At 27.5% G+C, this 12,954-nt stretch carries 13 protein-coding genes and 1 pseudogene; all 14 read left to right on the top strand.

All coding sequences use genetic code 11. From position 1 onward, the window contains the following. Positions 1-302 precede the first annotated feature (302 nt). On the top strand, positions 303-551 hold the full coding sequence (locus QVZ41_RS10275; RefSeq protein ID WP_302884485.1) for an energy transducer TonB: 249 nt from the start codon (positions 303-305) through the stop codon (positions 549-551). Positions 552-1,803: 1,252 nt separating this feature from the next. Next, positions 1,804-2,190, top strand: a complete 387-nt coding sequence (locus QVZ41_RS10270; RefSeq protein WP_302884484.1) for a hypothetical protein — start codon at positions 1,804-1,806, stop codon at positions 2,188-2,190. A gap of 237 nt (positions 2,191-2,427) precedes the next feature. Next, entirely contained in the window at positions 2,428-2,901 is a 474-nt protein-coding gene (locus tag QVZ41_RS10265) for a hypothetical protein (protein ID WP_302884483.1), read from the top strand. Between the two features lie 308 nt (positions 2,902-3,209). Further along, positions 3,210-3,455: an AbrB/MazE/SpoVT family DNA-binding domain-containing protein gene (locus QVZ41_RS10260; protein WP_219041326.1), complete on the top strand. Its 246-nt coding sequence runs from the start codon at positions 3,210-3,212 to the stop codon at positions 3,453-3,455. After that, a complete protein-coding gene (locus QVZ41_RS10255; RefSeq protein WP_302884482.1) occupies positions 3,446-3,769 on the top strand; it encodes a type II toxin-antitoxin system PemK/MazF family toxin in 324 nt (107 codons plus the stop codon). The genes QVZ41_RS10260 and QVZ41_RS10255 overlap by 10 nt, the downstream gene beginning before the upstream one ends. 230 nt (positions 3,770-3,999) lie before the next feature. Continuing rightward, positions 4,000-5,172 carry a TlpA family protein disulfide reductase gene (locus QVZ41_RS10250; RefSeq protein ID WP_302884481.1) on the top strand — a complete coding sequence of 391 codons (1,173 nt, stop codon included), beginning with the start codon at positions 4,000-4,002 and terminating at the stop codon, positions 5,170-5,172. A 209-nt stretch (positions 5,173-5,381) separates the two neighbouring features. Continuing rightward, a complete protein-coding gene (locus QVZ41_RS10245) occupies positions 5,382-5,792 on the top strand; it encodes a hypothetical protein (RefSeq protein ID WP_302884480.1) in 411 nt (136 codons plus the stop codon). 482 nt (positions 5,793-6,274) lie between these two features. Further along, positions 6,275-6,661 carry a hypothetical protein gene (locus tag QVZ41_RS10240; protein ID WP_302884479.1) on the top strand — a complete coding sequence of 129 codons (387 nt, stop codon included), beginning with the start codon at positions 6,275-6,277 and terminating at the stop codon, positions 6,659-6,661. Between the two features lie 236 nt (positions 6,662-6,897). Continuing rightward, the gene (locus QVZ41_RS10235) at positions 6,898-7,338 is read left to right on the top strand and encodes a WapI family immunity protein (RefSeq protein WP_302884478.1); all 441 of its coding nucleotides are present in this window, start codon (positions 6,898-6,900) and stop codon (positions 7,336-7,338) included. A 342-nt stretch (positions 7,339-7,680) separates the two neighbouring features. Then, the gene (locus QVZ41_RS10230; protein WP_302884477.1) at positions 7,681-8,304 is read left to right on the top strand and encodes a hypothetical protein; all 624 of its coding nucleotides are present in this window, start codon (positions 7,681-7,683) and stop codon (positions 8,302-8,304) included. A gap of 243 nt (positions 8,305-8,547) precedes the next feature. Next, positions 8,548-9,171, top strand: coding sequence for a hypothetical protein (locus tag QVZ41_RS10225; RefSeq protein WP_302884476.1), 624 nt, complete (start codon positions 8,548-8,550; stop codon positions 9,169-9,171). A gap of 225 nt (positions 9,172-9,396) precedes the next feature. After that, complete coding sequence (locus QVZ41_RS10220) at positions 9,397-10,527, top strand: TlpA family protein disulfide reductase (protein ID WP_302884475.1); 1,131 nt, start codon at positions 9,397-9,399, stop codon at positions 10,525-10,527. A gap of 275 nt (positions 10,528-10,802) precedes the next feature. Then, positions 10,803-11,805 (top strand): annotated as a pseudogene (locus QVZ41_RS14605) (IS30 family transposase). Positions 11,806-11,859: 54 nt separating this feature from the next. After that, positions 11,860-12,948: a TlpA disulfide reductase family protein gene (locus QVZ41_RS10205; protein ID WP_302884473.1), complete on the top strand. Its 1,089-nt coding sequence runs from the start codon at positions 11,860-11,862 to the stop codon at positions 12,946-12,948. Positions 12,949-12,954 lie beyond the last annotated feature (6 nt).

The raw sequence follows: 12,954 nt of genomic DNA, 5'->3' as shown, positions 1-12,954 counted from the left end.
ACCGAAACACGTGCACTTAAATCAAAATATAAAATACAAATCGTACCGAAGAAATAAAAACAAACTGGAATTGTTAACCTTTTAAATAAACAAAAAAGGTCAACCTATTTCAGGACGATACAAAAATGCTCAATCTATTAATTATTATAATTCTTTTTAGTTGTAGGACTGAGCATAATAAATATGAATCATCTAATGATAAATTATTAGACAGTAATTATCACACAATAATTGATCCTATTCAATATCCTGCAAAATTTAAATACGGACTTGATAGTATTTCGAAAATCATTTACTCTAACATGAATGTAATAAGTGAAAAAGGAAAAGTTATAGTCTCAATAGAAATTGATAGTTTGGGTAATATTAAGAATACGAAAATTGTGAAAAGTAATAATGAAAAATTAAATCCAGAAGCTTTAAGACTTGTGAAATTAATCCCAAATGAATGGACTCCTGCTGAAATAGGTTCTCAACGAAAAAAAATTCCCTCAAACTTTAATTTTCTTATAAAATTTGACAAAGCAATCAAGTTGTTATATTCTGAATAATTTTATAACTATGAAAAAAATAATTGTTACTCCTGTCTTAATTGCTATTCTAATCTTAGAAGTATTTCTTTTTGTATTGCTTTTTATTATCTCTTAATAGATAGTAATGGAGGAAAAGCTTTAGGTGGTTCAATAGCATTAATTGGATTTATACTTTTTATTATTGTGTTAGTTATTGAGCAATTAATTATTAAAAATTTAAAAACAGTTAAAAAGGAATATATATGGATTATTGAAATAATTATTTTAGTTTTTTTATTAATTTATCTTAATATAAATGGAATTTCAATTGGATAAAAAATACAGCAGGTAACACCGGCTAAACTTAATGCGGGCTTCTTTCCTACTCCAAAGTTTTGTGTATATTTACTAGGTCGCCAAATCTTGTTGATTTGGCTTTGTGAAACCAAAGAAACAAAACCAAACAAAAAGCTTCGGCTTAGTACGTGTTCGAAAATCTTGTCGATTTTCAACCCCGCACAAAGCCTAGCCAAAACCGTTAGGTAACATAAAATCGTAGCTGCGTTTTTCCAAAGAAACTTTTCTAAAAACCGATAATTTTGCTTCTCTCCTATTTTGAAATATTTCTATTTCTGAAAAAGCAAATTTCTAACAGTGAAAAGTCGTTTAAAACAATTTAACGGTTGGATTTGACGTTTTTTTAATTCGGTCGTTTAAGTTGATAAATCAAAATCTAAAATCGCTTAGAAAAGCTGAAATACAATCTTTGCGTGTTTGAAAAATCGTAGCTGTGAATAGAGATTATTATTTGAAAGTTAATTTTTAATCTGAAAAATGGTGTCTTAAGTTTATGTTATTGTAGCTAAGAAATGTTTACTTCTGCTTGATAAATTATTTAAAAATTTAACTTCTCCATTCTTTGAAAATTAATTTACCAGAGCAACGTGTATGAAATTATGGTAGTTCTGAAAAAACTTAAAATTCATTAAAAATTATTATTAAAAACTAAAGATTTTAATTTAATAAAACATTTTGAAAAAAACGTTACCTAACACCAGCTAAACTTCATGCGGGTTCTATGCCTTCTCAAAGTTTTGTGTATATTTACTGGGTCGCCAAATCTTGTTGATTTAGCTTTGTGAAAACCAAAGAAACAAATCCAAACAAAAAGCTTTGGCTTAGTTGCGTGTTCGAAAATCTTACCGATTTTCTTCCCGCACAAAGCCTAGCCAAAACCGTTGTGGTGCATTTATCAAGAAACCTAAAATAATAACTAATTAAACTTATAAAAATGATTAAAAAACTGACTATACTATTAATATTGGTGCTTTTATATTCATGCTCAAATGAGAAGACTACTGTTTTAAAAGGAAAGTATTCTATCGGTGGATTTCATATGAAACCTGAATATAGTATGGAAAAATTAAGATCTTTAGGAGTCCTTAATTTTGGAAAAACTCCTTTTGAATTTATTGACAATAAAGTCTATATAAGCCCTGAGTTAGGAGAACGTTTTTTTGGAAATACTGAATTTGAATATGAATTAACAAACGATAAATTAATTCTGTATAAAAAAGATAAAAAAATTGAAATGAATTATATTGATGATGGAGTTTTTCGTTTAAATATTGAGAATAAATATTTGGACAGAATTGATTTAAGTAAATTTAATAGATAAAAAACGACACCACAACACCGGCTAAACTTCATACGGGTTTTGTGCTAACTTCAAAGTTTTGTGTATATTTACTAAGTCGCCAAATCTTGTTGATTTGGCTTCGTGAAATCAAAGAAACAAAACCAAACAAAAAGCTTCGGCTTAGTACGTGTTCGAAAATCTTGGCGATTTTCAAGCCCGCACAAAGCCTAGCCAAAACCGTTGCCAAGCATAAATTAAAAAACTTAAACTGTAAAAATGAAAAAAATCTTATTAACGTTATCTATTTCTTTATTTATGATTAGTTGTAGTACTAGACTACATGACTTCACTCTTATTTCAACTAAAAACATTGAATTAAATCAACTCACGAATCTTAAAAAGTCTGAAAAAAGAGTTAGTGATGAAGACAAAACGCATATTATTATTTTGATACCTACTAAACAAGCTAAAATTGAAAATGTTATAGACAAAATCATAGAAAATTCGCCTGGGTGCATTGCTCTTTTAGATGTTGTAATTTATTCGAAATTTTGGTATATACCTTATGTTTATGGACAACAAAAATTTGTTGTTGAAGCAACTCCTCTAATCAATGGAGATTATAATTCGATAACTTCGAATCTTCCAAATTACGGAAAAGTATATTTATCTAAAAAAGGAGAAATTGAAAAAATGGTATCAATCTCTGAAAATGAATTTAACACTGAAAAAGACCTAATATTAAAATAATTAATAATTTTCTAAAATTCTATTAAATTAAAATTTTGAAATGATAAAACGCATGGCAACACCGGCTAAACTTCATGCGGGTTTAGTTAAAACTTCAAAGTTTGTGTATATTTACTAAGTCACCAAATCTTGTTGATTTGGCTTTGTGAAACCAAAGAAACAAAACCAAACAAAAAGCTTCGGCTTAGGTGCGTGTTCGAAAATCTTGTCGATTTTCAACCCCGCACAAAGCCTAGCCAAAACCGTTAGCTTTAATTGTGTAATTGAAAAAATAGTAATAACTTTGTAATAACGAAAAATGTTAAATTATGGAAGTTTCAGTTATTCAAATAGGAAATTCAAAAGGAATACGTTTCAGTAAAACTATTCTTGAAAAATACAATATCAAAGATAAAGTAGATTTAATTCTTGAAAAAGGAAAAATCATTATTCAACCTTTATCAACTCCGAGAAAAGGATGGGAAGACTCTTTTAAGCAAATGGCTGAGAATGGAGATGATAAATTATTGTTTAATGATGTCTTTGAAGACGAAACCTTTGAAGAATGGAATTAAAACAATATGATATTGTCTTGATTAATCTTAATCCAACAGTTGGTAGTGAAATCAATAAAACTCGTCCTTGTGTAATTATTTCTCCAAACGAAATGAATAAGTATTTGAGAACAATTATTGTTGCTCCAATGACCACAAGTTCGAGAAATTATCCAACACGAATTGAAATCAAACATAATGATAAAATTGGTTGGATTGTTATTGACCAAATCAGAACTGTAGATAAAACTAGAATTGTGAAACGTTTAGGAAAAATGTCAAAACCTGAAATCAAAGAATTTAAATTAGTAATGAAAGAAACTTTTGTTGATTAAAAAAACTAAAGCTAACACCGGCTAAACTTCATGCGGGTTTAGTTCTTACTTCAAAGTTTTGTGTATATTTACTAAGTCGCCAAATCTTGTTGATTTGGCTTTGTGAAACCAAAGAAACAAAACCAAACAAAAAGCTTCGGCTTAGTTGCGTGTTCGAAAATCTTGGCGATTTTCTTCCCGCACAAAGCCTAGCCAAAACCGTTGGCAGCAATAAGAGAATCAAAAAAACTATGAAAAAGAAAATTAAATTTTTAACATTAGTAATTTTAACATTAGTAATTTTTTCCTGCTCACAAAAAAATAATTTAGAGGTTGAAATCCCTGAAATTGGAAATGATACAATTTATGTAGAGAACTATAAAATTTCAAATTTTGGAGAAGACCCAATTTTAGATACTTTATATTCTAAAAATGGAAAATTTATTTATAATTTAAAAATAAACGAACCTATTCTATCTTTAATAACTCCTAAAAAAGCTCAATATGTAAGATTAAATAAAAGTTTTTATAGACCGTTTGAAAAATCAATTCTGTTAATATTGAAACCTGATGATAAAATTTCAGTAAAAGGGAATTTAGATAAAACGAATCTAAAATATCAAGCAAAAGGTTCTTTAATAAATAAATCTTATAGTAATTTTAGAAATGAATATTCTAATGCACTTATAGAGAAATCAGCAATTGAATTAAAAATTGATTCATTAATGTCTAAAAATGGAGATAGAAATGAGATTAATACACTCTTTAGAAAACGAAAAGAAAAAGCAGTTAAAGCAAGTAACATTCAATTAAATTATATTAAGAATAATTTAGATAAAGATATATCTGCATTTTACCTCACAAGACAACCTTTAGATACTTTAGGAAAGTATTTTAATCAATTAAAAAAAATAGTAAAAGAAGGGGTTTTTAAAGATTTATTAAAAACACAATTTAACACATTTGAAAAATACAAGAAAGTAAAAGAAGCTGAATTGAGTATTAAAATTGCAAAAGAAGCTCCAAAATTTTCACTAAAAAACATTAATGGAGAAAAAATTACAATAGATTATTCAAGTAATAAACTTACAATACTTGATTTTTGGGGTAGTTGGTGTGCTCCTTGTATTGCTGGGTTTCCGAAGATGAAAGCATATTACGAAAAATATAATAATCAAATAGATTTTATTGGAATTGCCTGTAATGACAAAGAAGACAAATGGAAAAATGCTGTTAAAAAATATGACTTAAAATGGGAAAATCTTATCAATAACGATGATTTAGAAAAAGATGTTTCTGTAATTTTTGCTGTAATGAGGTATCCAACAAAAATTGTAATAAATTCAAAAGGAATTATTGAAGGAATATTTGAAGGAGAAGGAAATGACTTTTATGAAAAAATAGATGAATTAAGAAAAAATTAAAGCTGCCAACACCGGCTAAACTTCATGCGGATTCTGTACTTTCTCAAAGTTTTATGTATATTTACTAAGTCGCCAAATCTTGTTGATTTGGCTTTGTGAAATCAAAAAAACAAAACCAAACAAAAAGCTTCGGCTTAGTTGCGTGTTCGAAAATCTGTCGATTTTCTTCCCGCACAAAGCCTAGCCAAAACCGTTGTAAGTAATTTTTAATGAATACTAGAAAAGAAATAGCGTTAAGACTTTTAAGAATATTTATAACAATATCTTTAGGTATAATTCTATTTCCTTATTTAGAAAACTTAATTACGAATTATCTAGACCAAATAATTTTAGGTTTTGTTTTTTCATCCATAGTTGTTGCTATTTTAGCTATTGCAATATTTTTTGTAATCAAAAAGTTTATGGTAAGAAATAAAATAAGACAAGAGAGCTATTTAATTGACATAATTCATTTTATACTTCGTACAATTCTGCTAACAATTTTTGTTATTTACCTATTAACTGACATGAAACTGATTTGGATTTCATTAATACTAATAGGAATAGAAGTTTTTGGGTTTTTATTGAATGATGAATTTAAACGGAATAAAAAATTGAATAATAAAAAACAAAAACTCTGATAGACTAAATAAAGAGAGGAATTTAAAAAAGAAAATTACAAAAATAAAAGAGTTTCTAGAAGATTATAATAATTGGTCAAAAGAAACTGAAAAAAGAAGAAATTGAAAATATTGATATTTCAGATTGGGGAGAAGAAAATGGATATGATTAATAACTACTTACAACACCGGCTAAACTTCATGCGGGTTTGGTTCTAACTTCAAAGTTTTGTGTATATTTACTAAGTCGCCAAATCTTGTTGATTTGGCTTTGTGAAACCAAAGAAACAAATCCAAACAAAAAGCTTCGGCTTAGTCCGTGTCTGAAAATCTTGTCGATTTTCAATCCCGCACAAAGCCTAGCCAAAACCGTTGGCAATAATTTGAAAAAATGGTACACAAACGAGAAGGTCAATTAACGACTGATATAGAATGGCACAAACATTTAAGGAAAATTGGAAAGCGATTTTTCTGGAAAGGAGAGCGCAAAGCTGATAAAGAAAATGATTGATAAAAACTTATCTGAACTTAATGAAATGACTGAAATACCTTTAATGACTTTTGACAAATTGTTTGACTTAATCGAAGAAAATCAATTTGAAAACGAAACTGACAGAAAGATTGCGGAAAAAATTATAAAAGCGGAAAGAGATTGGAGAATATCACTTGACTCTTTAAACGATTTTATAATTATACTAGAGAAAGAAGTTGGTGGAAATGTGACCAAAACAAGTCTGAACAAACTCTTGAAAAAATATAATCGGAATATTGCTCAATACACTTGGGAAGCAGAAAGTGTTTGTTATTTATTAGACATTTTTGATTTGACTAAAGAAACTGAATTGAGAAATATATTTAATAAATTGACTGAAAAAGTAAAAACGGAATAAAAACTATTGCCAACACCGGCTAAACTTCATGCGGGTTCTGTGCTTTCTCAAAAGTTTGTGTATATTTACTAAGTCGCCAAATCTTGTTGATTTGGCTTTGTGAAAACAAAAGAAACAAATCCAAACAAAAAGCTTCGGCTTAGTACGCGTTCGAAAATCTTGCCGATTTTCTTCCCGCACAAAGCCTAGCCAAAACCGTTGCCTGTAACTTCGAAAAATTCTTGAAAAATAAAATAATGATAGAAATTTTAATATATGGAGAAAATGGAAATTACTTAAAAATCAATACTCAAAAGATTTTTGATTTCCCTGAAACAACTTGTCCATTTGGTGGATACGACACAGAAAGTTCAATCGAAATTAAAGCATCAAGTTACAATGTTAAAGGACTAGTTTGGATTTCAACAGGAGATTTATATTTCTTTTATGAAAAATTGAAGAAATGTTATGAAAATTTAAGAGGGGAAGCTCAATTAAGCTCGTATGAGAATAATTTAGTTTCGGTTTTAACATTTGACAAATTCGGAAAAGCTACTTTAAAAGGGAAATTTATTGAAAAACATCATGAAAATAATTTACTTGAATTTGAAATAATAAGTGACCAATCATATATTAAATCAACAATTTTACAGCTTGAGAAAATGATTGAAATTTACGGAGATAATACTGGAGTTTAAAAAATCTACAATCCCTGATTTATTAAGAAAATGAAATTAAAATAAAGAGTGAATATTTTTTAAAAGAAACTATTAAAAAATGAAATTGAAAATATTCATAAAATAAGATAAAAGCAACAGGCAACACCGGCTAAACTTCATGCGGGTTTGGTTCTAACTTCAAAGTTTTGTGTATATTTACTAAGTCGCCAAATCTTGTTGATTTGGCTTTGTGAAACCAAAGAAACAAATCCAAACAAAAAGCTTCGGCTTAGTCCGTGTCTGAAAATCTTGTCGATTTTCAATCCCGCACAAAGCCTAGCCAAAACCGTTGTATGTAATTAACCAAAAACCTGAAAAACTATGAAAAACATTTTATTTACCTTATTAACTATATGTATACTCACGAGTTGTGAAAACAAAAAAATTAATAGTCAAATCTCAAAAGTAATTTCAAAAGAATATACTAATCCTCCAAAATTAGAATCATTCAAAAACCCAGAAAAATTAATAGAAATATTAACTAACAAAAATAATATACATTTTACTGGTTGGGGTGAATTAAGTTATTTAAATGAAAAAAATAAATGGGGAGCACATTCAGCTATAAATACATTTGGAAAAACCTCTGACAATGGACAAATAAATGATATTGGATATCAATTATTAGGTTCTGAAAAAAATTATGTGAATGAAATTCAAATAATACTGAATATTAAGAATCCCGAAGAAAAAAAAGAGGCACTTACTAATTTGTTTGTTTTTGCTTCACAAACATTAGCAAAACTAAATATTGAAAACCCGAACAATTTTAAAGACGAAATTCTAAAAGACAATCAATATTATTTTGAAAATGAAACTTACTATCTTTTATTAAAAAAAGAAAAACGTAAGGAACAAAATTATAGTATTTCCAATATCCCAGATATAAAACTTGATAAATATATCGAGGTAGAAATATCTAAATTATTCATAAAATCAAAATAAAAAACTACACACAACACCGGCTAAACTTAATGCGGGTTCTGTGCTTTCTCAAAGTTTTGTGTATATTTACTAGGTCGACAAATCTTGTTGATTTGGCTTTGTGAAATTAAAAGAAACAAATCCAAACAAAAAGCTTCGGCTTAGTACGTGTTCGAAAATCTTGGCGATTTTCTTCCCGCACAAAGCCTAGCCAAAAACGTTAGCCACAATTAGATAGCATCGTTATGAAAATTATAAGATAAATTGAAAACAAATAAAAAAACAAATCCTATTTTAATAGCTATAGTGATAGCATTAATACTATTAGTTCCATATTTTATAACATTTGACAATAATATATTTTCTAATAAAACTGAAGATTGGGGAGCGTTCGGAAGTTATTTAGGAGGTATAATAAGTGTCATAAATCTATTTGTTTTTATATATATATCCTCCTTGATAAATGATATAAATGAAAACAGTAATAATAGAGATATTAACAACCAAAAACTACTCACTTTAACTCAATTTCGACAAAATGAATTAGATAAATTAACACTTGAACTTGATAAACCTACTATAAATGACGGCAGTGAAGAAATTAATGTAATACTTTCTAAATTAAGCGCTGCTAATATTTATTTAGTAAATTTTTCTAATCAAAAAAGTTATTTATTTCCAATTATATATGAAGATGAAACAAAAGAATTAATACAGACACTTATTGACACTATTTGTAACATAATTAATTTAGTTAAAGATGTTCATGGCATAGAATTAACTGAAGAGCAAGATGAAGTTACTACTAAAATCTTCATGAAATATTTAGAAGAAAAAACAAGTTTATTAATGATCTTACAACAATTCATATTAAAAGAATTGGACTAATAACAGTGGCTAACACCGGCTAAACTTCATGCGGGTTTCTGTCCTATTTCAAAGTTTTGTGTATATTTACTAAGTCGCCAAATCTTGTTGATTTGGCTTTGTGAAACAAAAAGAAACAAAACCAAACAAAAAGCTTCGGCTTAGCACGTGTTCGAAAATCTTGTCGATTTTCTTCCCGCACAAAGCCTAGCCAAAAACGTTATATACAACTCCAAAAAAACCACAATGAAAGTTAAACTTTTAATATTATTATTTTTAAGTACTTTTTTTTATTCAAATTCTCAAAACACATTAATAGGAACAAAAGCTCCAGAATTAAACCCAGATAAATGGATTTACCCTGACGGAGTGGTTACCTCAAATGAAACGAAAGATTTCACTGTAGTTGATTTTTGGTTTACTAAATGTGCTCCTTGTGTAGCAACAATTCCAGAACTTAATTATCTAAGCTTACAAAATCCAAATATTAGATTTCTATCAATAACTTTTGACAATACAAAAATAATTGAAAGCTTTCTAAAAAAAGCGACAATGTATTATCCAATAGGAATTGATACAGATAGAAAATTAATCAAAAAGTTTAAAGTGAGTGGCTTTCCTGAAACATTTATCATAGATAAAAAGGGAATAATAATTTGGCAAGGACATCCGATACATTTAAGTTCAGCTCTTGATAAATTATCAAAAGGAAAACAAAATAAAAGTAATTTCGAATTATCTCAAAAAAATGAATGGAATCAGCAAAGTTCCTATTCAATGAATATTAAAGAACATACTCTTGAAATGGGGCCAGCTTCTAGTTTGAGTATTCAACCATTTGATATTATGTTATTAAATAAAAAAGTAAAAAGCATTTTAAATGATTTTTATGGAATTAATAATTCAAGAATTATAACAAGTGACTCTTTGTTTCTTGAAAAAAGTTATGATGTTCAACTAAAGCTAAATAAAAAAGTTATTGATCAAAAAAACAGTTTAGATATATTTAGATTCCATTATCTAAATAGTATCGGGTTGAAATATGAAAAAATAACTAAAAACTCATTGGTGCATGAATTAATCATATCCGACAATAAAAAATTAAATACATTTATTTCTAATGAAAAATATGAGGGAACTAGTATTAGATATGATAATTGGGAATCTAAAGGAATAAAATTAGAAAAATTGAAAAGCTTCCTGGAAAATAATTATAATCTCGTTGTCGAATTAAATGATGAAAATACTAATAAGTTTAATTTTGTTTTACCAAAAAATAATCTAAAAAAAGCACTTCTTAAACTTGAAAACCAATATGGAATAACCTTTTTAGAAAAAAACAAAAGGACATATTTTTATGAATTTAAAAAAAATTAAAAGCAGCATATAACACCGGCTAAACTTCATGCGGGTTTTGTACTAACTTCAAAGTTTTGTGTATATTTACTAGGTCGCCAAATCTTGTTGATTTGGCTTTGTGAAACCACAAAAAACAAAACCAAACAAAAAGCTTCGGCTTAGTACGTGTTCGAAAATCTTGTCGATTTTCTTCCCGCACAAAGCCTAGCCAAAACCGTTGCCAAATATTTGAGAAAAATGAGCTCTATTCAATAACTTAACGCAACAAATCTAAAATTAAATAGATTTGTAAAATGAGTAAAAAACATAGACGACTTTCCTTCTCTGAGAGAATTAAAATTGAAACACTTTTAAACGAGAATAAGTCCAAAGCTTATATCGCTAAAACACTAAAAAGATCTCGTTCAACTATAACTCGTGAAGTGAATAAATGGATCACTAATTCAGAAGATAAATACAGTGCTAAACTTGCCGATTGGGCGGCTAAGGATGATTATTTGAACAAAAGAAACAGAGATAAGATATCCACACATAGAAAACTTAGAATATACGTTTACAGAGGACTTTTAAAACAATGGACTCCTGAGCAAATTGCTGGTAGAATCAAAATTGAATATCCTAAAGATACAATAATGTCTATTTCTCATGAAGCTATTTATAGGCACATTTATTTAACGCCTCAAGGAGCTTTAAACAAGAAGTTAATCAAACTACTCGTTCGTAAAAAAACAAGACGGAAACATACTAAAAAGAAACGTGGAACTGGTAGTAAAATAATCAACCAAGTCAGTATTGATAATAGACCTAAGCATATTGACTTGAGAAAAGAAATTGGACACTGGGAAGGTGATTTAGTCATTGGAAAGAACCATAAAAGCGCTATCGGAACCATTGTAGAACGAAAATCAAGGTTTACATTAATTGTTAAACTTAAAGAGTAAAAAAGCTGAAGAAATTGCTAAAATGTTCTCTCAAAATCTAAATCAATTAAACAACATTTTTAAAAAATCTATGACTTACGATAACGGAATTGAAATGGCAAAACACGAAAAAATAACGCAAAATACAGGCATGAAAATTTTCTCTGCGCATCCATACTCTTCATGGGAAAGAGGAACCAATGAAAATACTAATGGACTCATTAGAAGATACCTTCCCAAAGGAACAGACTTTAATCAAATTGATGAAAAATTACTCATGAAAATTCAAGAAAAACTTAACAATAGATCTCGAAAAATAATTGGTTATAAAACACCCAAAGAAATTATGGATTTTGAACTAAAAAATGTAGCTTAGTATCAACTTAAAAAAAGCAACGTTTGTTACGTTAGAAACTTGAATGCAACATCTATGAAAAAGTTAATTCTTATAATTGTATTAATACTTTTTTCTTGTAATTTTCAAAATGAAAAAAACACTTTTACACTAACCGGAAAATTAAAGAACTTAAAAGATAGTACTCTTGTTTATTTGGGTAAAATAGATTTAGACAATTACTTTTATAAAAGATTAGATTCTACTTATGTTAAAAATTATGAGTTTGAGTTTAAAGGTAAAAAAAACAAAAAAGATCAATTTGTTATCACATTTGTGCCTAAAAAGTTAAATGATTCATTAATTAAAGAATATTCAAAAAAGAGTATAAATTTATATCTTGAAAATTCTAAAATAAACATAAATGGAGATTTTAATGATATAAACAATATAGATATTGTTGGTTCTTCTTTAACAAATTTATTAAATGAGATTAAAGAAATTAATGAAAAACATTATGCTAAATATAGAAATGGTCTGATTGATTATAATAAATATAAAAAGATAAAAATTAATGAAACTATTGATTTAATTTTTAAAAACATTAACAACCCAGTCTCTATCTCAACAATGCTTTCTAATAAAGAAATAATTTCAAAAGATACATTAAAATTGTTTTATGATAGACTTCCCAAAAAATCACAAAATTCAATTCAAGGAACTAGTTTAAGAAATTATATTAACTCAATTAAAATAAAGATTGGGGATTCTTTAATAGATTTTGAAGCAAATGATTTACAAAATAATTCTGTAAAAATTTCAGATTATAAAGATAAAATAATTTTACTCGATTTTTGGGCATCTTGGTGTCATTATTGTCACGATCAAAATAAAAATGTTTTCCCTATACTTAAGAAAAAATATAAAGATTTAGAGATAATTAGTTATTCCGCAGATATTAATAAAAAATTATGGTCAAACGCTAGTAAAAGTGATAAAATAGATTGGGTTAATCTCTCTAACTTAAAAGGAGTCAACGATGAAATTGTTTTAAAATATAATGTTTATGGCTACCCTACAAGTTTTTTAATAGATAAAGATGGAATCATAAGAGATAAATTTATTGGTTTTGAAAATGACGAAATAGAAAAATCAATAAACAGAATATTAAAAACTGAATTATAATTACAG

The organism is Wenyingzhuangia gilva (genome assembly GCF_030519655.1).
Classification (GTDB): Bacteria; Bacteroidota; Bacteroidia; order Flavobacteriales; family Flavobacteriaceae; genus Wenyingzhuangia; species Wenyingzhuangia gilva.
This window is presented reverse-complemented; position numbering and strand designations above follow the sequence as displayed.

What these genes read in the sequence shown, in the direction of transcription:
- QVZ41_RS10240 (WP_302884479.1), top strand. Translation starts at nt 6,275, where the DNA reads ATGATTGATAAAAACTTATCTGAACTTAATGAAATGACTGAAATACCT.
- QVZ41_RS10260 (WP_219041326.1), top strand. Translation starts at nt 3,210, where the DNA reads ATGGAAGTTTCAGTTATTCAAATAGGAAATTCAAAAGGAATACGTTTC.
- QVZ41_RS10220 (WP_302884475.1), top strand. Translation starts at nt 9,397, where the DNA reads ATGAAAGTTAAACTTTTAATATTATTATTTTTAAGTACTTTTTTTTAT.
- QVZ41_RS10275 (WP_302884485.1), top strand. Translation starts at nt 303, where the DNA reads ATGAATGTAATAAGTGAAAAAGGAAAAGTTATAGTCTCAATAGAAATT.
- QVZ41_RS10250 (WP_302884481.1), top strand. Translation starts at nt 4,000, where the DNA reads ATGAAAAAGAAAATTAAATTTTTAACATTAGTAATTTTAACATTAGTA.
- QVZ41_RS10230 (WP_302884477.1), top strand. Translation starts at nt 7,681, where the DNA reads ATGAAAAACATTTTATTTACCTTATTAACTATATGTATACTCACGAGT.
- QVZ41_RS10205 (WP_302884473.1), top strand. Translation starts at nt 11,860, where the DNA reads ATGAAAAAGTTAATTCTTATAATTGTATTAATACTTTTTTCTTGTAAT.
- QVZ41_RS10270 (WP_302884484.1), top strand. Translation starts at nt 1,804, where the DNA reads ATGATTAAAAAACTGACTATACTATTAATATTGGTGCTTTTATATTCA.
- QVZ41_RS10245 (WP_302884480.1), top strand. Translation starts at nt 5,382, where the DNA reads ATGAATACTAGAAAAGAAATAGCGTTAAGACTTTTAAGAATATTTATA.
- QVZ41_RS10235 (WP_302884478.1), top strand. Translation starts at nt 6,898, where the DNA reads ATGATAGAAATTTTAATATATGGAGAAAATGGAAATTACTTAAAAATC.
- QVZ41_RS10265 (WP_302884483.1), top strand. Translation starts at nt 2,428, where the DNA reads ATGAAAAAAATCTTATTAACGTTATCTATTTCTTTATTTATGATTAGT.
- QVZ41_RS10255 (WP_302884482.1), top strand. Translation starts at nt 3,446, where the DNA reads ATGGAATTAAAACAATATGATATTGTCTTGATTAATCTTAATCCAACA.